This window comes from Lactonifactor sp. BIOML-A5, from assembly GCF_009677585.1.
Taxonomy (GTDB): Bacteria; Bacillota; Clostridia; order Lachnospirales; family Lachnospiraceae; genus Lactonifactor.
This window is the reverse complement of record NZ_WKYV01000004.1, coordinates 207524-228033: the sequence shown is the minus strand read 5'-3', so window position 1 is coordinate 228033 and position 20510 is coordinate 207524. Positions and strand designations below refer to the sequence as shown.

At 45.2% G+C, this 20510-nt stretch carries 18 protein-coding genes; 8 read left to right on the top strand and 10 right to left on the bottom strand.

Features of this window, described 5'->3' with window-relative positions; translation table 11 throughout:
* Positions 1–68: 68 nt before the first annotated feature.
* The 3 genes from thrS to GKG41_RS04740 form a co-directional block, all read right to left on the bottom strand.
* Complete coding sequence (thrS, locus tag GKG41_RS04750) at positions 69–2021, bottom strand: threonine--tRNA ligase (RefSeq protein ID WP_154257436.1); 1953 nt, start codon at positions 2019–2021, stop codon at positions 69–71.
* A 445-nt stretch (positions 2022–2466) separates the two neighbouring features.
* Positions 2467–3225: a YdcF family protein gene (locus GKG41_RS04745; protein ID WP_173015498.1), complete on the bottom strand. Its 759-nt coding sequence runs from the start codon at positions 3223–3225 to the stop codon at positions 2467–2469.
* Positions 3226–3298: 73 nt separating this feature from the next.
* Entirely contained in the window at positions 3299–3799 is a 501-nt protein-coding gene (locus GKG41_RS04740) for an SEC-C metal-binding domain-containing protein (RefSeq protein ID WP_154257417.1), read from the bottom strand.
* A 160-nt stretch (positions 3800–3959) separates the two neighbouring features.
* Here GKG41_RS04740 and GKG41_RS04735 point away from each other — a divergent pair, with 160 nt between their 5' ends.
* The 4 genes from GKG41_RS04735 to GKG41_RS04720 all read left to right on the top strand — a co-directional run bounded on the left by GKG41_RS04735 (position 3960) and on the right by GKG41_RS04720 (position 8295).
* On the top strand, positions 3960–4871 hold the full coding sequence (locus tag GKG41_RS04735) for a hypothetical protein (protein ID WP_154257416.1): 912 nt from the start codon (positions 3960–3962) through the stop codon (positions 4869–4871).
* Between the two features lie 232 nt (positions 4872–5103).
* On the top strand, positions 5104–6372 hold the full coding sequence (locus GKG41_RS04730; protein WP_154257415.1) for an amidohydrolase family protein: 1269 nt from the start codon (positions 5104–5106) through the stop codon (positions 6370–6372).
* A gap of 135 nt (positions 6373–6507) precedes the next feature.
* Entirely contained in the window at positions 6508–6963 is a 456-nt protein-coding gene (locus tag GKG41_RS04725) for a rhodanese-like domain-containing protein (protein ID WP_319018955.1), read from the top strand.
* A 675-nt stretch (positions 6964–7638) separates the two neighbouring features.
* Positions 7639–8295 (top strand): GTP pyrophosphokinase family protein, encoded by a 657-nt coding sequence (locus GKG41_RS04720; protein ID WP_173015497.1) that lies wholly within the window; start codon positions 7639–7641, stop codon positions 8293–8295.
* 28 nt (positions 8296–8323) lie between these two features.
* Here GKG41_RS04720 and GKG41_RS04715 read toward each other — a convergent pair whose 3' ends face one another.
* The gene (locus GKG41_RS04715; protein ID WP_154257412.1) at positions 8324–9181 is read right to left on the bottom strand and encodes a MurR/RpiR family transcriptional regulator; all 858 of its coding nucleotides are present in this window, start codon (positions 9179–9181) and stop codon (positions 8324–8326) included.
* Between the two features lie 374 nt (positions 9182–9555).
* Here GKG41_RS04715 and ald point away from each other — a divergent pair, with 374 nt between their 5' ends.
* Both ald and GKG41_RS04705 read left to right on the top strand, forming a co-directional pair.
* Positions 9556–10671, top strand: coding sequence for an alanine dehydrogenase (gene ald / locus GKG41_RS04710; protein WP_154257411.1), 1116 nt, complete (start codon positions 9556–9558; stop codon positions 10669–10671).
* Positions 10672–10793: 122 nt separating this feature from the next.
* Positions 10794–11978 (top strand): amidohydrolase family protein, encoded by a 1185-nt coding sequence (locus GKG41_RS04705; RefSeq protein WP_173015496.1) that lies wholly within the window; start codon positions 10794–10796, stop codon positions 11976–11978.
* Positions 11979–12095: 117 nt separating this feature from the next.
* Here GKG41_RS04705 and GKG41_RS04700 read toward each other — a convergent pair whose 3' ends face one another.
* The gene (locus GKG41_RS04700) at positions 12096–12749 is read right to left on the bottom strand and encodes a GntR family transcriptional regulator (protein ID WP_154257409.1); all 654 of its coding nucleotides are present in this window, start codon (positions 12747–12749) and stop codon (positions 12096–12098) included.
* A 1-nt stretch (position 12750) separates the two neighbouring features.
* On the bottom strand, positions 12751–13167 hold the full coding sequence (locus GKG41_RS04695; RefSeq protein WP_154257408.1) for a GntR family transcriptional regulator: 417 nt from the start codon (positions 13165–13167) through the stop codon (positions 12751–12753).
* Positions 13168–13412: 245 nt separating this feature from the next.
* Here GKG41_RS04695 and GKG41_RS04690 point away from each other — a divergent pair, with 245 nt between their 5' ends.
* Entirely contained in the window at positions 13413–14657 is a 1245-nt protein-coding gene (locus GKG41_RS04690; protein WP_154257407.1) for an MFS transporter, read from the top strand.
* Positions 14658–14675: 18 nt separating this feature from the next.
* Entirely contained in the window at positions 14676–16118 is a 1443-nt protein-coding gene (locus tag GKG41_RS04685; protein WP_154257406.1) for a trimethylamine methyltransferase family protein, read from the top strand.
* Between the two features lie 65 nt (positions 16119–16183).
* Here GKG41_RS04685 and GKG41_RS04680 read toward each other — a convergent pair whose 3' ends face one another.
* Genes GKG41_RS04680 through GKG41_RS04665 form a run of 4 tightly spaced genes read right to left on the bottom strand, consistent with a single transcriptional unit; the run spans position 16184 to position 20477 of the window.
* Positions 16184–16918: an ABC transporter ATP-binding protein gene (locus GKG41_RS04680; RefSeq protein WP_347563261.1), complete on the bottom strand. Its 735-nt coding sequence runs from the start codon at positions 16916–16918 to the stop codon at positions 16184–16186.
* 4 nt (positions 16919–16922) lie between these two features.
* On the bottom strand, positions 16923–17546 hold the full coding sequence (locus tag GKG41_RS04675; protein ID WP_154257405.1) for a hypothetical protein: 624 nt from the start codon (positions 17544–17546) through the stop codon (positions 16923–16925).
* 4 nt (positions 17547–17550) lie between these two features.
* Positions 17551–18930 (bottom strand): ABC transporter permease, encoded by a 1380-nt coding sequence (locus tag GKG41_RS04670; RefSeq protein ID WP_154257404.1) that lies wholly within the window; start codon positions 18928–18930, stop codon positions 17551–17553.
* Entirely contained in the window at positions 18927–20477 is a 1551-nt protein-coding gene (locus tag GKG41_RS04665; protein ID WP_154257403.1) for an efflux RND transporter periplasmic adaptor subunit, read from the bottom strand. The genes GKG41_RS04670 and GKG41_RS04665 overlap by 4 nt, the downstream gene beginning before the upstream one ends.
* Positions 20478–20510 lie beyond the last annotated feature (33 nt).

The window sequence follows — 20510 nt, the reverse complement described above, 5'->3', positions numbered from 1 at the left end:
TAATTTACCTCCTTATATTAGAATCGGAGATAGTATGTGCCGTTTTACTGAATCTATGCACCCCTGATCTAGTTTTCCACTTCTATTTTCCTGATTTCCTTTGTTCGTATTTCCTTGGCAATTTCTTCTATAAAAGCACCCAGCGGCTTCTGACCCTCATCTCCAAGATAACGGCTTCTCACAGATACCACACCTTCCTCTTCTTCTTTTGCCCCAACTACCAGCATATACGGCACCTTTGCCAGGCGGCTCTCCCGTATCTTGTATCCAATTTTTTCACTCCTGTCGTCTACGCTGCAGCGGATTCCATTCTCTTTCAGCTTAGCCTCTACCTCAGCCGCATACCCATGGAATTTTTCTGATATAGGAAGTACTCTCACCTGTTCCGGGCACAGCCATGTGGGGAATTTGCCCGCATACTTCTCAATCAGCCAGGCCAGTGTTCTCTCATAGCATCCCATACTGGTTCTGTGGATGATAAACGGACGTTTCTTTTCTCCGTTTTCATCAATATAGTACATATCAAACTGCTCTGCCAGGGCAAAGTCCAGCTGTATGGTAATCATAGTATCTTCTTTTCCGTATACATTTTTTGCCTGGATATCCAGCTTCGGACCGTAGAAAGCAGCTTCCCCGTCAGCCTCAGTAAAGTCAAGCTCCAACTCTGTGAGAAGCTGACGCATCTTACCCTGGGATTCCTCCCAGTACGCAGCATCCCCGATATACTTTTCTGTGTTTGCAGGATCCCATTTGGACAGACGGAAGGTTACATCCTTCTCCAGCCCCAGCGTTCTGAGGCAGTACAGTGCCAGCTCCACACACCCTTTGAATTCATCATTGATCTGTTCCGGTGTCATGATCAGATGCCCCTCAGAAATGGTAAACTGACGTACCCGGGTAAGGCCGTGCATTTCCCCGGAGTCTTCATTTCTGAATAAGGTAGAAGTCTCTCCGTACCGCAGCGGCAGATCCCGGTAGCTGTGCTGTGCCGCCTTGTACACGTAATACTGGAAGGGACATGTCATAGGGCGCAGTGCAAATACCTCTTTGTCCGCCTCTTCATCTCCCAGAACAAACATACCCTCTTTATAGTGATCCCAGTGCCCGGAAATTTTATATAAATCACTTTTTGCCATCAGAGGTGTTTTTGTTCTCACATATCCCCGCTTTTCTTCCTCATCTTCTATCCAGCGCTGGAGTGTCCGAATCATGATCTCTCCCTTCGGCATAAGAAGCGGAAGTCCCTGGCCGATCACGTCCACGGTTGTAAAAAGCTCCATCTCTCTTCCCAGTTTGTTGTGATCCCTCTTCTTGGCTTCTTCCATCTGCTCCAGGTATACATTCAGCTCATCCTTTTTGCTGAATGCTGTTCCATAGATTCTGGAGAGCATCTTATTCTTTTCGTTTCCTCTCCAGTAAGCACCGGAGGAAGAGGTCAGCTTAAACGCTTTCACTCCCTTTGTGTTCATAAGGTGCGGACCTGCGCACAGATCCACAAAATCACCCTGAGAGTAGAAGGAAATCTCTTCTCCCTCCGGTAAATCTTCTATGAGCTCTACTTTATAGGGCTCTCCCTTCTCCTTCATAAAAGCAATCGCTTCTTCTCTGGGAAGGGTGTATTTTTCCAGCCTGGCGCCTTTCTTAATTATCTTCTTCATTTCCTTCTCAATGGCATCCAGATCTTCTCTGGTAAAGGACTCATGTTCAAAGTCATAATAAAAACCAGTATCAATAGAAGGTCCTATGGCCAGCTTTGCTTCCGGATACAGGTTCTTCACAGCTTCTGCGAGGATATGAGACGCTGTATGACGCAGAGCCGCCAGCCCTTTTGGGTCATTCGCAGTCAGAATATTTAATTCACAGTCTTTGTCCACTATAGTTCTCAGGTCAACGGTCTCCCCGTCCACCTCTCCGGCGCAGGCAGCCCTTGCCAGTCCTTCACTGATGTCCAGCGCAATGTCATACACAGATTTTGCTTCCCTGTATTCTTTCTTTGTTCCGTCTTTCAATGTAATTATCATAATATTCTCCCTTTCTTTTCGTCTCATTTACCACCCTGCCGGCACAGATGCACAAACGTATGCCCTTACGTGCAGTGCGCATCCCGCCCGGAGGGCCTTTCATTACATAGGAAGTAAGGTGAACTTTCCTAATGCAACAAAAAAAAGCCCGTCCCCTGTAATTCTTAGCCGGAATTACAAGGGACGAGCCTCTGTTATCAGCTCGCGGTTCCACCCTTTTTGCTGCCTGCTCCGCCGGAGCATCAGCCACTTCATTGGACGATAACGGAGTCACCGGGCCGGATTAGGGCCACTCAGAGGTAGTCTTCAAATGTTTCCCGGCTAAGATACTTCCAGCAGCTGTATCTCTCTCTGGAGCCTTCCACATTCTACTTGTCTCTTCAGCGTGTTCTCATATTACTGCTATTTTTTATTATAACCCGGGAAAAAAGTTTGTCAACCACTTTTAGATATTCCCGGATGCTTTGTCTTTTATCACTGCAAAGGATTCTCTGACCAGATAATTCACCTGCAGAATCATATCTGAGGAGGCGGGAATTCCATAAATCTGCGCATACCCCAGCTTTTTCCCAACAGCTACGCCCCTGTACACATGAAAATCATTGGTTACAACTCCTACCGAGACATTTTTATCTGAAAGAAAAGCCTGGCTGAACTTCATATTTTCTACTGTGTCTGTGGATTTGTCTTCTATTCTCAGCCTGTGTTTGGAGATCCCTTTACTGAGCAGATATTGTTCCATTGCCTTGGCCTCTGTAACCGTTTCGCCGGGTCCCTGCCCGCCGGACAGCACTGCTGTGGTATGGGGATTCTTCTTTAAGTAGTCTTCAGCGGCATACAGCCTTTTATACAGAGCCTTGCTGGGAATTTCTCCCTTTACCTTCGCCCCCAGCACAATAATATAGTCCAGATTCCCCGGAGGCAGCCTGCACATCCCGGAGGCAATGCAGCCTGCTGCTCCCAGAAACAACAGCAGGCAAAAAACTGCAAGCAGACCCGCGCTTATCTTTGCCCAGACTGGAAACAGAGTAAGCAGGGCAATTCCCCGCCTCTGGCTCCAGCTGCACAGAAGTCCCAGAACCAGAAATATCCCGCCCAAAAGCAGCCAGAACCTGGAAAACGTCGCCTGTAATCCTGCATAGGAGATAATTACCAGATAATATCCCAGAGATATGATACACAGTGCCCACCAAAAAAACTTCATGATGCTTCCCATCCCTTTCATTACCTGAGAGGGGCGGGAGAAAAGCTTCCCCCGCCCCTTGTTCGCCTGCGTATTATTTTCCGCAGCACTTTTTATACTTTTTACCGCTGCCGCACGGACATGGATCGTTGCGTCCGATCTTCGGCCCTTTTACAACAGTACCTGATTTCTTCTGCTCCAGATACAATTCCTTTTTCTTATCTTCTGTAAAGATATCATCCCACATGGGCAGATTGTAAAGCCAGTCAGCCTTTGCGTCAACCATGTTCTTATATAACAGTTCTTTGTCAAATCCCAGATTCACAACAGTATCTTCATCCATCTCCTCGATGGGATTGGGAACCTTTAAGCTGTCATTGATTCCGTCCAGGAATCCAACCATGGTCATAACTTCTATTTCATATTTTTCTGCTAACTCCTTAACGGTACCTTTTACCACCTCTTCAGGATTCACCAGAAGTTTTTCGTAGATGCCCTTTTCAATCATAAAATAATTTGTCCAGAATTTCTGCAGCTGGCTTTTGTCAGCCTCCTGAGAATATGCTACATCTCTCCACTCTTGTAATAATCCCATGTATCTTACCACCTTTTGCTTAATATTCGTATTTAATTCTAACAGATATAGTATATACGATAGGGGGGATTTTTTCAATCCTAATATTTTTCCCCTGTCAGGTTGCTATTTTTAAGGAAAGGATTGTATAATAGCTGTATCAAAAGCTAGGAGGGAGTTTATGAATTATAACTATACAACGGTGGACTGGCTGCTCTTCTTCTATATTTACTGCTTTATCGGCTGGTGCATTGAATCCTCTTATGTATCCATACATAAGAAAAAGTTTGTTAACCGAGGGTTTATGAGGGGACCCTTTCTTCCGCTGTATGGCAGCGGAGCGGTACTTATGCTGTATGTGACCATTCCTGTACGGAACAGCCTGATTCTTACCTTTGCAGCAGGGGCAGTGGCTGCCAGTATACTGGAATATATTACAGGGGTCTGCATGGAGAGCCTTTTTAAAGTCCGATATTGGGATTACAGCAATAAGCCCCTGAACTTCCAGGGACATATCTGTCTGGGCACTTCCCTGGCATGGGGCTTTCTCACTATCGTGCTGGTGGATTTTATCCATGAACCTATTGAGCATTTCGTATTGGCGCTGAATGTCACACTGGCAGCTGTGATAGCAGTAATACTGACTGTTGTCATTGCCGGAGATATGGCTCTTTCCTTTAAGGCTGCCCTGGATCTCAGAGATATTATGGAGCGCATGACAAGAGCAAAAGAAGAGCTTCAGAAGGTACAGACACGTCTGGACGCTATTGCTGCTTTCTCTACCCCTTCCTTTGCCGAGCGCGGGAAGGAAACCGCAGGTGAACTTCTTCAGAGTATCCGGGAGAAGCTGGATGAGCTGACTCAGAGCGAGGGCCTTCGCACTACCTATGAACAGTTCCAGGAAGAGATTGAACGCCTGAAAGAAAAGTTTATTATTGAGCGGGAACACCAGGGAGTTGTGCGGAACCGTTTGGGATTCTATAAGAAGCAGATGCTCAAAGGGCACCCAAGCGCTACCTCCAGAGCCTTCAAGGATGCCTTGGAAGAGTTGAAAACCATTGCGGAAGAAAAAAAATCCGGAAAGAAAAATTAATTTCCCATCATTCATTTTTATGAATATTATCAGTATTAATTATATGTATATCTTTTTTTCAGTTAGCTTGACATTGTTTTGTTTTAGACATATAATCTATATAAATAGTGAAATTTTGTGATTTTTTGTCACATTTGATGAAAATGTCTGCAAAACTTTTTCACTGTAATGAATTTATTTTTTTGTGCCTTACGTCCTCAGGGACTAAAAAATGAAGAAAAGAGGTAGAATCATGGAAAAGCAAAGCTTAATTATCTGCGGCAAGCTCTTTGACGGAATCAAGGATGAACTGCAGGAAAACATGGAGATTCTTGTAGAAGGTAGAAAAATCAAAGAAGTCGGAAAGAATCTCAGCCGTCCCAAAGATGTTGAAATCATTGACTTAAGTCACCTCACAGTAACCCCGGGGATGATCGATGCCCATGTACATGGCAACCTGATGCGCTGGCAAGAAGTAGATAATATCTTATTCCATTCGGAAGGCTACAGTACCCTGGCATTTTTACATACGGCAGAGCGCTGCCTGGAAAGGGGTTTCACTACCATCCGCTGTAACGGTATGGGGCCTCTGGGATATGGAATCGTAGATGCAAAACGTGTGATTGACCGGGGACTTTTCCCTGCTGCCCGTATGAATGTAGGGGCACATATGCTGGGAGGACCGGGTATGCCGGGAGACATGAGTATGTATGCCTATGAAAATCAGCCCTTATCTGATTTTATGCAGATAGATACCATCGGAAGCGGCCCGGACTTTTTCCGCACCCAGGTCCGCAGAGAAGTAAAATACGGCACTGACTTTATCAAGATCTTCCTGTCCGGAAGTTTTCTGAGCCCGGACGGAGGCCCTGAGATCAGTTATCTGGACGATGAAGAATTGGAAACCATCATCCGCACTGCTCACGACCTGGGCAAGCCGGTAACTGCACACGTGTATCCGCCCCGGATGATGAAAAAACTTTTACAGTTCGGAATCGACGGCATGGAGCATGGTGCTCTTATGGATGAAGAGACGGCCCGCATGTTTGAAGAGTCTGATACCTATCTTGTGCCTACCTTCTCACCGTTCCAGGATACTCTTGAGGATAACGATGATATGTTTGCAAAGAATACCGCTGACAGCCAGATGAAACTGAAAAAATTTGCTCCAAGGCTGAAAGAAAGCCGCAGAATCATCCGTGAAAGCAAGATTCGTCTGGGTTACGGCTCTGATTTTTGCGCGGTACACCAGCCTTATGAAAGCTGGTATGAATACCGTAGCTGGCTGCGTTCCGGCATGGATCCCTTCCGTACTCTGAAAGCCGCCACCAGCGTAAATGCAGGCATACTCCGTCTGGATCACCTCATTGGAACCATTGAGCCCGGAAAACTGGCTGATGTATCCGCATGGCACAGAGATCTTCTGACAGACTGTGACGCTCTCAGTGAATGTGACTTTGTAATGAAAGAGGGAAAGGTATATCCCACTGACAACAAGATTGTTGATGAAGAATATGTTTAAACCTTTATAAATTCAAGAAATGGCCGTACCCGGAAAAATCTATGTTCCGGATACGGCTTTTTTACTTGACAGACTTCTGTGCTGCTGTTATGATAGAGTTATAAATGTAACTAAATTGATTACAGTTCGATTTGAATAAGGAGGTGTTTTAGTATCGCTAAAAAAGAACTCGGTGTTTTATTTGTTTTACTGTTTGCCCTCTCCGTACTTCTCTCTGCCTGTAAAGAGAAAGCTCCGGCGAAAGAGCAGGCATCTTCGCAGGCCGCTCAAACAGATGTCAGCACCACACCGGAGGAATTAAAAAGCATGCTGGATGCAAAACAGGAAATGGTTCTTGTGGACGTGCGTTCTTTTAATGACTACGGCATGGGCCATATACCAGGGGCCATCAATATTCCGCTGAACAGCTTAAAGATGCTGGCAAAGGAACAGCTGCCAGACAAGGATGCTGCCATCTATGTATACTGCAGTACCCAAGACTGTAGCAGTGAGGCCGTGGAACTGCTGGCCGACGCCGGTTATACCCAGGTGTACAATGCCGGAAGTTACCAGGATTGGCCTTATGACACCACAGCTCCTATTAACTGCTGAGGGTTCTAGTATCCTGTATCGGCGATACAGTTATTGGAATATGGTATCTGTGTACATAGAATGCCATACATGCAAAGCCCCTGCAGTTATACGGATTCGTATAACTGCAGGGGCAATAAGGGGAGGATAAGTATTCTACTTTTTCTTTGGTTAAAACCAACAGCTGTGCTTTGTTGCCTCGGCACTGTCTGATGGATTACTTATAGTATGACCTCTATTTTTCAAATTATACAACTTAATTGAAATTATTTTAAATATGCTTTATTCGGAAGGATTTATAAGAAAGATTGCGCGAAAGCGCAATCTCCGCCTGCGGCGGGCTGTCGCAGACAGCATCTTCCTTTCCGCCGCAGTGTTATCCCCCAGAGGTTTTTTTATTACATAGGGAACGCAGTTTCCTATGTAATAAAAAAATAGCCCCGCAGCAAAACTGCTGCGGGGTTACTATAAGGGGGAGGATAAGTATTCTTATTCTTTTCTTCTGTATTCCCCACGAAAAGCGCCGCGCCTTTGCGGCATCCCTCCGTGGATTACTTATAGTATGAACCAAAATAAGAAAAGTATACAGCTTTACAAAAATTTTTCTTCCTGTTTACATATTCCTGGTAGCAAATTCAGACAGTCGGCATAAACTATTCTTGTATGTATTATTTGGTACAGAAAGGATGGATGAGATTGGCGAATAATAAAGACAAAAAAAATATGCCGCCCGTATACAGGGAACTGCAGGAAAGAAAATTTATCTATAAATACGAGCTTGCAGTGGAAGAGATTCAAAATTATATTACAGCGGTAAAGGATCAGCTTAGCCGTGAATGTGGACGTGATATCGTAGAATTCCAGTGTTCCAGGATTAAAAGCGCAGAGAGTATTGTGAGGAAGTTAACCAAAAAAGGATATCCAATCAGTGTAAAAAAGGCATCTGAAAAATTAAATGATATCGCCGGGGTAAGAATTGTATGCGATTATACAGATGACATCTATGCCATCCGGAAACGGCTCCTGGAAGAAGAGGATCTGATTCTGGTGAAGGAGAAAGATTTTATCAAAACCCCTAAAAAAAGCGGATACCGAAGCCTGCATCTTATTTTTGAAGTCCCTGTGATTTTAAATAAACAGCAGGAACCTGTCAGAGTTGAAGTCCAGCTGCGCACCGTTATTATGGATTTCTGGGCTCGTCTGGATCACCAAACCCGATACAAGCATAATTCCCTGAGCATCAAAGAAATATTCCACGAACTGAATGAATGTGCCGCAATCGGCGAACAGATGGATAAAAAGATGCTTCAGACAAGACGCTTTATAGAAAAAAATTCAGAACATTCCTTATGAGCGCCTGACGGTATATCAGGCGCTCATTTTAATAGATTCTCAGCATATCCAGATAATGGTCAATATGCTTTAATTTCTCTTCATGTACATTCCCCAGTCTTCTGCTCATTCCCACACATAATATTTCAATAATAAAATAACCCGCAACAAAAGAATTAAAATAATCATTGCTATCTATATCTACTGTAAAAATGACTTCTGCATAGGAAGCCAGAGGTGCGCTGTGCCTGTCTGTCACAAGGATAATCCGCGCCCCTGCATCCTTCGCCATCTCCATGGCCACCCGGTCTAATTCTGAATATCTGGGAAAACTAAAAGCAATGAGGCAGTCCTCCTTTTTTATATCGCTCAGGTTATCAATTACGCTGGCAGCGGATGTGTTAGTTATCATTACCCCAGGTATAATTCTCTTAAGCAGTACATAGCAGTCTGCGGCCAGCCCCATATTTGCCCTAGTGCCCAGGATATATTTGTTCTGGCTGCCTAATATTAAGTCAATCGCTTTTTCGTACGTCTCCCATTTGTTATTTACCAGTGCGCTGGTGAGATTATTCTGTACTATGGCGGCATAGTTACTGATATAATTCTTGTCCTCCTGTTGTCTGCTTTTCTTCAGACGTTCCGCAGGGATATCCAAGCTTGCCGAAATCTGGTTTTTTTCCTTCTGGTAACAGGAGCGGATCGATTTCTGAAACTCCATAAAACCAGAATATCCCAGTTTTTTTGCAAACCGTATGACAGAAGCTTCACTGACCCCCAGATGCACCGCTATGTCAGTGGAGGTCATAAAACAAGCGTCTCCCAGATTATCCAGAACAAAATCCCCGATGACCTGTTCTGTCTTTGTCAGATTGGAATTAAATATTAATGCCCTTATACTGTTCACTCTTCTTCTCACTTTCCGCTGTATATCGTAACAGCCGTTCCCCTCTCGCTGTGTTTCAAATTGTGAATTATTTCACTTTCTATAAATTCTATTTAAACATATTCCTTCTGCTTTTTCAACTTAATTTTCCTTTGATATTGTAAGTTTGTTATAAAAATATCATTTATCATTCCTAGATTTTGTTAAATTTGTATAATTTTTGTCCCCAATTTTGGTGCTATACTGCTAATTGTTTTTTTATACCTCACGTGCTATTCTAGATTTATATTAAAGAATATTTTTCATCTTTTTATTATTTTGAAGAATAATATTCCTTATTATCCAAGCGCGCATGGTACTATGGTCAGATTAAAAATGAAGAATGGAGAATCAGAATGAAAGTAGGATGTGTAAAAGAAATCAAAAATAATGAATTCCGTGTGGGAATGACACCAGACAATGTCAAATCGTATACAGATGCAGGGCATACCGTATATATTGAAAGAGACGCCGGTATAGGTTCCGGCTTCACCACAGAAGAATATGAAAAAGCAGGAGCGATCCTTTTGGATACACCAAAGGAAGTGTGGGACACCTGCGAAATGATGATCAAAGTAAAAGAGCCTCTGGAATCCGAATATTCGTACTTCCGCAAAGATTTAATCCTTTACACCTACCTTCACCTGGCAGCAGACCGTCCACTCACAGACGCTATGTTGTCCTCCGGTATCAGAGGCGTGGCCTATGAAACTTTGATTGAGAAAAACGGCAGTATTCCGCTTCTTTCTCCTATGAGCCAGATTGCAGGGCGTCTGAGCATTCAGGAAGGGGCAAAATATCTGGAGAAGCCATTTGGCGGATCTGGTGTACTGCTCTCAGGAGTGCCGGGTACTCCCAAAGCTAAAGTTGTTATCCTGGGCGCAGGCAGTGTAGGTACCAACGCCTGCAAAATTGCAGTGGGCATGGGCGCCGACGTAACAATTATGGATATTAATCTGGAACGTCTGGCCTACCTGGACGATATCTTTGGAGCCCGCATCCAGACCTTATACAGCACGCCTTCCAACATCCAAAGCCAGCTGGCTCAGGCAGATCTGGTCATTGGCTCTGTACTGATTCCCGGAAAAGCAGCTCCTAAGCTCATTAAAAAAGAATATCTAAAGGACATGAAGCCAGGCAGTCTGATTGTGGACGTAGCCGTGGATCAGGGGGGATGCTGTGAGACAACGAGGGTAACCTACCATGACAATCCCACCTTTGAGGTTGACGGTGTCGTTCACTACTGTGTCGGAAACATGCCGGGAGCCGTTCCCAGAACTTCAACCATTGCTCTTACCAATGCCACTTTAAAATATGGTCTTCAGATCGCCGGTAAAGGTCTTGAAAATGCCTGTCTTGACAATGAGGTCATATTCTCAGGCATTAATACTTATGACGGATTCAGTACCTGTAAAAATGTCAGTGACAGCTATGGTATGGATTACAAAAACATCAAAGAATTAATCAAATAATTGCGCGAATAAACCATGCATTTTATACATTAAATTATAATTTACAAAATATTTTCCCTATGATACTATAAGAGTACAATATTAAATACAGATGCCATATGGGGATGGCAGAAGGAGGTATTATGTTAGTTTTAAAAAACTGTAACTTTTTGGGGGAATTAGTAGAAGGCTATGAAAATGCAACCGGTGATATCCTGATTGACGGTGACCGGATTAAGAGCATTGCTCCCTGCGGAACAGACTGGGAAGATGCTGAAACGGTTGACATGGCGGGCAAATACGTACTCCCCGGTCTTTTTGATTTACATATCCATCTGACGCTCTCCGGCGGAGAGACGCTTGTAGACAATGCAAAATCCCCGGTTCAGCAGGCTTTGGACGCAGTAAAATTTGCCAATGACACACTAATGGCAGGATTTACTACCGTAAGAGATGTAGGTTCCTCCCACAACGTTGCCATTGAACTTCGCAATGCAATCAATGCCGGCAACTTCCCCGGACCGAATATCATTGCATCCGGAAAAATTGTAACTCCAACAGAGTGCGGAAATGATTTCTTTGCCGGCCTGTATAATGAGGCTGACGGGAGAGATGCCATCTGGAAATCTGTGCGGGAGGAAATGAAAGCAGGTGCTGACTTTATTAAAATCATGGGAACCGGCGCGGTTATGAATCCAGGCGGGGCCCCTGGCCAGCCGATTTATACCCTGGACGAATTAAGGGCGGTTGTGGAAGCAGCACGTTTTAAAGATACTTATGTGGCAACCCATTGTCATGGAACACAGGCCATTAAAAATTCTATTATCGCAGGTGTCCGTACAATTGAGCATGCCTCTATCCTTGACGACGAGGCCATTGAGATGTTAAAGGATAATGATACCACTTACATTGTACCTACTCTGAATATTCTTCACGGGCTGGCTGACAGTGTTCCAGAAACCTCTATTTTCATGAAGTCAAAAGCCCAGAAGGTTCTGGAATCCTTAAGAGTCGGAGTTCGCAAGGCCTATGAAGCTGGACTTACCATTGGCTTCGGTACAGACCAGGGCGGTACCCCTCTGACACACGGGGAAAACGCAGATGAATTTATCCTGAGAAAAGATTTCTGGGATATGGATGAGATGGATATAATCAAACAGGCTACCATTGACAGTGCACGAATTGTATACAAGGATCAGGATTACGGTACACTGAAGGAAGGCAAGGTGGCCGATATCATAACTCTGGACAAGAACCCGCTGGAAGACATCTCCGCATTCAAATACAACCTTGTAAATGTTATCAAATCAGGTGTGGTAGTAAAATAAATTGCAGACTTAATATTCAGAACAAATAAGAGCGGTACAGTGATCTGATCAGCCCCCTAAGTAGATTTTGGTTATTTACCTTGTCTACTTCAGGGGTATCATATCACAGTGCCGCTCTTATTTTCTGCCTATCTCCAGTTTTACTCTCTGGGTACTGCTGTGGAGGTGCTGCATAATCAGCCCTTCCATTACCTCTATCTCCTGGTTCTTTGCTGCCTGAAGAATATCTGCATGGTCCTCATAGCTGATATGCTGGTTATCCGTATCACTTTGATAATTTGCCACCATAATCTGGAAAAGTTCAAAGGATCTTTCAATGTTCTGTATCAGATGGATATTTCCCGTCTCCAGTACAAAGGACTTATCAAATTCCATGGCACTTCTTATATTACTTTCCATATCCCCAATCTCTATGGCATCTCTCTGCTCTCTCAGCCGCTGTTCCAGCATATGAATCAGAGAGATTCTTTTCCCTTTCAGAACACAGAGCCTGTATCCGGCCAGAATCTGAGCGATAATTGCCTCCTCCAGCATAGAAATCTCTTCATCTGACATAATATGGACAAAAATACTATTAGTATCCTTTTCCAGCAGCCTGTCCTGCAGCAGTCTGTTAATGGCATCACGGATGGGAGTCTTGCTTACGTTTAATTTCAATGCCAGATCATCCGGTATAATCTTCTCTCCCTGCAGGATTTCTCCGTTCAGGATACTGGTTTTTATATGTTCGTATATTTGATCATTTAACGTTTGCTTTTTCTTAAGTATCATCTTATTCTTCTCTCCAGAGTAATAATTGATTGCTATATATCTGAATCACTTCTTTCAGATGACTATTGCTGCATATATCCCCATACCCCATCAATTCCTGATACACACTCATAGCTCCATCTGCTTTTAATCTGCTCAGAGTATACTCTCTGCCAGTGAGCAAAGACAGTACTTCCAGTATCTCCGTTGCCTCATCATTGTCAATGGCAGCCACTCTCATCCCCACGTTAGCCGTATAATTCACCAAACCGACGGGCTGCAGCTGCATCAGCGCCTCCCGAATGGGGATCTTGCTAATCTGGATCTCCTTGGATAATTCATCAATATTAATTTTTTCCCCCGGCTTATACCCGCCTTTTATAATCTGTTCCTTCAAATAATCCATTACTACGTTTGCCGTATTTGTACTTGTAATCAAAGACTTCACCCTTTTTTATATTTTCCTCATTATAAAACAAACCTTTCCTTTTTACAACATTTATCAATATGGGTACTCTCCATTATTTTAAGTTATATCTTACATTATTTCAATAGTAAACAGCGAAATAGATTTTTATTTGAATTGTCTCTGAAAATTCATTGACATTTAGTGTTTTATTTGTTATTATCATATAAAATATAGTATACGATATTTTATATGACATTGAGTTAGGAGGTTAATTCATGAAAGAACGAAAAGGTGTGAACCGCTATGTTAAGTTACTCGTTCTCTGTATGGGAGCTTCGGCTATTTATCTGCTTCCATATCTTAGATGGACCTATTACGATGTTCTTCTGGAAGCCATCGGTATCACAAACAAGCAATTCGGTATTACTATGAGCGTATACGGTGTTGCCTCCATGATTTTTTATGCCCCCGGAGGATGGATGGCTGACAGATTCTCTCCCCGCAAGCTTCTCACAGCAGCCTTCATTATCACCGGAATCCTAGGCCTTTATTTTGCTACCTATCCCGGTTATCTTATGCAGATCCTTATCCATTTTGTATGGGGTTGTGCTGCCACTTTGATCTTCTGGGCAGCTATGCTGAAAGCCACCAGACAGTTTGGTAACAGCGATGAACAAGGAAAGCTTTTCGGGCTTCTGGAAGGCGGACGCGGATTAATGTCAACGATTTTCTCAGCCGTCTCTCTTTTTGCATTCGGGAAGTTAGGAGAAAGCATCGGCGGACTGACCGGAATCATTGTAGCCATTGCTATTGTAAATATCATTGCCGGCATACTGGTTTGGTTTGTCTTTGACGATTCCAATCAAAGCCAGGAAGAAGAATCCAGAATCAATCTGAAGATGGTAGGTGAGGTACTGCGGATGCCCACTGTATGGCTTTTAGCCTTTGTTATTATTACCTGCTACAGTGTATATATCGGCAGTACTTATATGACACCTTATTTTACACAGGTATTAGGGGCTACCGCTTCCATCTCTGCCTTAATTGCGATCATCCGTAATTATGTGCTTCAGCTGCTGGGAGGCCCAAGCGGAGGGTTTCTGGCAACAAAGATGAAATCTACAACAAGAGTGGTAACCATCTGTTTTGTTATGATTGTCATAACTCTGGGCGGGATTGCCTTCCTCCCCTCCAAGGCCAGCATGCTGATATTCTTGGTAGTGCTTATGATTCTAATGTGCTCAGCCATTTTTGCCATGAGAGGCATTTATTTTGCTATTGTCGACGAGGTGAACGTACCCCTGAATGTCACAGGAACCGCTGTAGGTATTATCTCAGTTATCGGTTTTCTGCCGGATGTATATATGAATACTATTGCCGGCAGTCTTCTGGATAAATACCCCGGAGCGGCCGGTTACCGCTATCTGTTCGTGATTATGCTTCTCTTTTCTGTTGTGGGACTGATTGCATCCTGCCTGTTACTTAGTAAAATCAAAAAGCAGAAAGCAGAACTATTTTAAATAAAAGGAGGAATTACCATGACTGCAAAACCTATTTTTGAACTGTTAACCCAAGATTCCCGGGAAAAAATCATTCAACAGTCCTTTTCGCTCCTGGAGGAACAAGGGGTTGATGTAAACTCACCAAAAGCCCTGGAATGCTTGGTCCAGGCCGGCTGCACCGCTGACGGTGTTCGTGTGAAAATCCCCCGCAAACTGGTCAAGACATCCATTGAATCAGCCCCCAGTGTTATCAAAATCTATGACCGAAACGGAAAAGAAGCCATGGACCTCGGGAAACAGAATACATACTTTGGACCTGGCCCTACCTGCCCCAATTTCTTTGACGCATATACTGGGGAACGGCGGAAAGCTGTGAAAAATGATGCCGCCCTGGCGGCAGTCCTGACAGATGCCCTGCCAAATATTGATTTTGCTATGTCACTCTGTATGATAGGTGATAAAACAAAAGAATTGGCAGACATTCATGAGATTGATGCCATGATACGTAATACCACAAAACCACTGGTGGGATGGGCATTTAACGCCAGAAACCTGCAGATAATCATTGATATGTGCGCCGTGACAGCAGGCAGCCTTGAAGCACTTCAGGAAAAGCCCTTTATCATTATATACAGTGAACCTACCACTCCCTTTGTGCACTCCAGGGATGCACTGGAGAAACTGATGCTTCTCGCTGAAAACAATATCCCCTGTGTTTATACGCCTGGTATGATTATGGGGGCAACTGCACCTGTCACCGTGGCCGGCGCCCTGTCTGTGGGACTGTGCGAATGCCTTACCGGTCTGGTACTCAGCCAGGCAGTGCGAAAAGGCGCCCCCTTTATTGGTGGTGCTCCCGGAGGCCCCATGGATATGAAAACCATGCAGCATTCCTACGGTGCCCCGGAGTGGGTATTGCTCCACAGCGCTTCCGTGGAAGTCTTCCACGCTCTGGACCTCCCGGTATTTACAGCCGCCGGTGCCAGTGACTCCAAAACTGTGGATGCCCAGTCTGCCGCCGAAGCCATGCTTCAGATTATAGGGGCCCTGGGAACCGGAGGGAATCTAATCCATGATGTGGGCTTTATGGATTTGGGAATGACAGGTTCCCCTCTTCATCTGGTTATGTGCGACGAGCTAATCGGTATGGCAAGAAGAATGATGGAAGGTGTCCCTGTGGATGAAGAGCATCTTGCCCGGGAGGTCATTGAGGATGTTGGTCCCGGAGGAAACTTCCTCTCCGAAGAGCATACCTTTGAATTCTTCCGGGATGAAATCTGGAATCCATCACTCATGGACCGCCATACCTACAAAGACTGGCAAAAGGCGGGATCGAAAACCATGACAAAAAGAGCTCAGGATAAAATGCTGGAACTACTGCAAACCCACAGACCCAAATTGCTGCAGGACGCCATCCTGAAAAAGCTGGATCAGCTTGTAGAAACCGCAGAACAAGATTTTACCGGAAATCCCCTCTAATGCAATAGCTTCCATTCATAGAGACAAAGGAAAAAGGAGAGCATATGCCTCCTTTTTCCTTTCGTTTACTCAAAGACCATCCCATCCACTATCCTTACCGTGCGCCGCGCCGCCTTGGCCACCTCCAGATCGTGGGTGATCATCACTATGGTATGGCCCATTTTATTCAGTTTACCAAAAAGCTTCAGGACTTCTTCTCCGCTTCTGGTATCCAGTGCCCCGGTGGGTTCATCCGCAAGCAGAACGGCAGGCTCTGATACCAGTGCCCTGGCGATAGCTACTCTCTGCTGCTGTCCGCCGGAAAGCTCCGAAGGTTTGTGATTCAGCCGATCGGACAGTCCCAGCATACGAATTGTCTCCATACAGGCATCCTGTGCCTGCCGATGGCTCATCCCCCGGATAAGAAGAGGCATGATAATGTTCTGTACCACGGTATAAGTGGAGATAAGGTGATATTTCTGGAAGATAAAACCGATCTCCCGATTTCTTACCTTATTCAGCTCTTTGTCTCTTTTTTCGTGTATGGCATTTCCATCCAGATAGTACTCTCCCGAATCCGGTATATCCATACAGCCTATCATATTCATCAAAGTGGATTTTCCGGAACCGGAAGGGCCCAGGACAGCAAGAAATTCCCCCTTCTCTACCGTCAGACTGACATCTTTTAGTACATGGAGCTTTTCCTCTCCCATCTGATAGCTTTTGTTTATTTTGTCCATATGTATCATAACCGTCTGAGCCGGAAATTCTTTTGTCTGTTTCTCCCCATTCTTCTTTTCTTTGACTCTGTGCAATTTCATATTCTCACCCCACAATCCAGATACCCACAATTACTTGGTTCATGTCTTCCTCTTTTTGTACCACAAGCTTTACCATATCTCCTGCTGCCAGCCGCGAAAACGTGGTAGTGGTACCCAGACTGGTGGTAACTGTAGTGCCCACAGGGATCCTCATATCTTTTCTCTCTCCGGTCAGAGTGTAGGTAGTAATCTTCTGCCCTGCCTGTGTGTCTTCCTTTTCCCCGGTATCCTCTCTGCCCTGAGTATCTTTCTGTTCTCCTCCGTTCTGCTCTTTGCCGGGCATCTCCCCCTGGGCAGGCATGCCCTCGGGCAAATTTTCTCCCCAGTCAGAAGGCATCTCTCCCATATCAGGCATACTATCCCGGCCAGGAGCCTGGCTTTCTCCGTCAGCGGATGTTGGTTCCTCTGTCATCTGAGCAGGGGACTTCCCCTGTACTTCTGTCTCTTCTGCCTCTGCCAGGGCAATGGTCATATCATTGCCCACAATGGTTTCTATCTGTCCATAGACTACTTCCTGATTATCCTTCAGCGCTGTCTCTTCTGCTGCACCAGTGCCGGCCTGGGCGCTTTTACCGCAGCCCGACAGCAGCAGAATCCCTGTGATGCACAAACATATCATTTTTCTCATGTTTTTACTCCTCGCTCAATGCTTCTATAGGAATCAAACGGGATGCTTTGAGTGCGGGATAAAATCCAAAGAGAGTGCCGGTGATAACGGCAAAGATAACTGCCAGCACAGCACCCCACAAAGAAAGCTCCACCCTTACGCTAAAATGTTCTACAATGGGTGTAACAAGGAAGCTGAATCCGACGCCCAGGAAACCTCCGATGATACTGATCACACTGGATTCCATCAGGAATTCCAGCAGTATATCCTTCTTGGAACATCCCATGGATTTCAGGATCCCGATTTCCTTTGTCCGCTCTTTTACTGTGACAAATAAGACATTCATAATCCCGATTCCTCCCACTACAAAGACAATGGCTGCCATGGCAATCAGAAGCATGGTCAGTATATTATTGGATTCAGCGGCGGCTTCCATCTTGCTTCCCGCATCAGAAATGGTAAATTCCGTATTGGGATAGCTCTCTGCAAGAACTGTTTCTATATTCGTGATCACCGTGCTGATCTCATCCACATTAGAGGCTATCACCGTAATAGTGGGACTGATGCTGCTGCCTGTAATATACTTGACTCCAGTATTATAAGGGATAAATATGCCTTCATCAGGGCTGATTCCGGAAGAGACAGTTCCCACTTCTTCTATTACGCCGTTCACCACATAAGGCCTGTTGTCTATATAAATCTCACCGTCATAGGCTTCGTAGGCACTTCCGAAAATCTCTTTTGCCGCTGTCGCTCCCAGCACACACACCTTTTCCATATTCTCATCGTTGGCATCTGTCAGAAAATCACCGATAGCCATAGAGAGATTGCTGATGTCCCTGAACCCACTCTGCACACCTGCCACGGTATAGGAGGCTGCCTCCTCCAGCTCTCCCCCATCCACCTCCTGCTTGGTAGAATAGGAGATGGACACAGAGGTGATATCCGGTACAAAAGTCTCCAGATCGTCCACATCGTCCAATGACAAGGTAACCGCTTCCTGGTTAATCCGGTCAGACTGCCCGAATCCGCCAAACGCTCCCATATCCGGCATCTGCATGCCTCCACTGAAAAAGTCAGCGCCCATATCAGAACCAAAAGTTCCCTGAGGCCCTGAACCTCCTCCCGGCATGGGACCTCCGCCAAAATCGTTCCCTGAGCTTTCCCCGCCTCTCTGTTCAAACTGGCCCATATTGCTTCCGTTTCCTTCATAAGAAATATCAATCGCTCCCGCATTTAAATTTTTGAACTGTTCTGCAACGTCCATCTGTCCGCCCCTTCCGATGGCTATTACCATAACAATGGTGGCGGCTCCCACTATAATCCCCACAGAAGTCATAATCACCTTGAATTTATTCTGGGTCAGATTCGTCCATACCAGACGCAGCAGTTCTCCCGATCTCATGATTCCACCTTACTTTCAATCAAAACGGTATCCCCCTCCTTGAGTCCCTCCTGGATCTCTACATGCACCCCGTCAGAAAACCCTGTAGTTACTTCCACCTTCTGCACATTGCCGGAGTCGTCTTTTACTTTCACATAAGATTTTGCATCTTCAGCTATCACTGCCTTATTGGATACATAAAGTACATCCTCTATTTCTTTGGTAATAAATGTCACATTGGCTGTCATCCCTGTCAGCACTTTTTCCGGCACCGTGTCAAGGGCAATGGTAACCGGATAGCTGACGGTGGAAGAAGTGGTATCCGCTGCATCTATAGCCGTAACTGTGCCGGAATAAGTCTCATCTGCAAAAGCTGCAAATGAAATCTGCACCTCATCTCCTATCGTCACACTTTCAATATCATCCTGCATGACGGAAACTTCTATGGTGACTGCACCTTCATCTGCATATTCTGCCAGAGGAGTCTCGCTATTCAGGCTGTCGCCCGCCGCATAGGAAGAGGTGACCACAGTCCCGCTGCAGGCCGCGTAAATGGTATTGTCTATAACCAGCGACTGGAAAGCGGCCAAGTTTTCACTGGCGGTATCCAAAGTCTCCTGCGCCTCCTCTGCCGCCTGACCAACACTGTTCATCGAAACCTCATACAATTCTTTTGCATTTTCATAATTGAGCATGGTCTCTTCATATTTCTGTCTGGCCTCCAATTTTTTGGTCTCGGCTTCACGGTTTGCCTGATCCAGCTGGGACTGAAGGCTGGCTGCCTGTGCAGCATCACTGGTGCTATCCAGCTGGGACTGGAGGGAAGCAATATTATTGTCAATAGAGGCAATCTCTGCCTCATACACCGCTTCTGCCACGCTGCCGGCTGCCTGATAGGTTTCGTATTCGCTCTCTGCCTTTAATTTTGTCTCTTCGTCTTCCAGTTCGGCTGCCTTTAAAGCCAGTTCGGCATTCGCAACTGCACGTTCCAATTCTGCCCGAAAGGCGTCCGTACTGTCCGCTGTCACCTTCAATATCGGTTCTCCGGCATTTACCTTTTGCCCCTGTGCTATGTAGACCTCCTCCACAACCAGAGTTGTCTCTGAGGAAGTTCCGGTTGTACTGCCCGCAGAAGGAACAGCAGTACTTCCACTTGAGGTCTGGATGAAACCGGACACACTGTCTGTACCTCCTGTACTCATATTGCCCGGGGCTGCCTGATTGGTTCCCCCGGTTTCTGTTTTGCTGCTTTCCTCTGTCTCCTGCTGACTGATGGTTCCAGAAGAATTCGATACTGAAGAATTTGATGTCCCCGTACTGCTGCTCCCTGTATTTGCTGAGGTGAGATCTACCTGTACAATTTCCAGATCGTATTCCTGAGTCTGGGTTCCTACACTGACACTGCCGCTCTCTGTGATTCCGGTTACAATATTGCCTCTCTCTACCGTTGTCTCCTTGGTGACTACCTCTGCTGTTTTTTCATTTCCCCTGTAATAGCAGAGAACGGATACCGCGGATACAGCAACGACGGCAGTGACAGCAACGGCTATAATTCTCTTTTTTTTCATTTCTTTACTCCTTGCCTGTATATTCTGAATTTC

Coding starts and splice junctions, on each gene's coding strand:
- thrS (WP_154257436.1), bottom strand. CDS start 2,021: ATGATAATTACATTGAAAGACGGAACAAAGAAAGAATACAGGGAAGCA.
- GKG41_RS04745 (WP_173015498.1), bottom strand. CDS start 3,225: ATGAAGTTTTTTTGGTGGGCACTGTGTATCATATCTCTGGGATATTAT.
- GKG41_RS04740 (WP_154257417.1), bottom strand. CDS start 3,799: ATGGGATTATTACAAGAGTGGAGAGATGTAGCATATTCTCAGGAGGCT.
- GKG41_RS04735 (WP_154257416.1), top strand. CDS start 3,960: ATGAATTATAACTATACAACGGTGGACTGGCTGCTCTTCTTCTATATT.
- GKG41_RS04730 (WP_154257415.1), top strand. CDS start 5,104: ATGGAAAAGCAAAGCTTAATTATCTGCGGCAAGCTCTTTGACGGAATC.
- ald (WP_154257411.1), top strand. CDS start 9,556: ATGAAAGTAGGATGTGTAAAAGAAATCAAAAATAATGAATTCCGTGTG.
- GKG41_RS04705 (WP_173015496.1), top strand. CDS start 10,794: ATGTTAGTTTTAAAAAACTGTAACTTTTTGGGGGAATTAGTAGAAGGC.
- GKG41_RS04700 (WP_154257409.1), bottom strand. CDS start 12,749: ATGATACTTAAGAAAAAGCAAACGTTAAATGATCAAATATACGAACAT.
- GKG41_RS04690 (WP_154257407.1), top strand. CDS start 13,413: ATGAAAGAACGAAAAGGTGTGAACCGCTATGTTAAGTTACTCGTTCTC.
- GKG41_RS04685 (WP_154257406.1), top strand. CDS start 14,676: ATGACTGCAAAACCTATTTTTGAACTGTTAACCCAAGATTCCCGGGAA.
- GKG41_RS04680 (WP_347563261.1), bottom strand. CDS start 16,918: ATGAAATTGCACAGAGTCAAAGAAAAGAAGAATGGGGAGAAACAGACA.
- GKG41_RS04675 (WP_154257405.1), bottom strand. CDS start 17,546: ATGAGAAAAATGATATGTTTGTGCATCACAGGGATTCTGCTGCTGTCG.
- GKG41_RS04670 (WP_154257404.1), bottom strand. CDS start 18,930: ATGAGATCGGGAGAACTGCTGCGTCTGGTATGGACGAATCTGACCCAG.
- GKG41_RS04665 (WP_154257403.1), bottom strand. CDS start 20,477: ATGAAAAAAAAGAGAATTATAGCCGTTGCTGTCACTGCCGTCGTTGCT.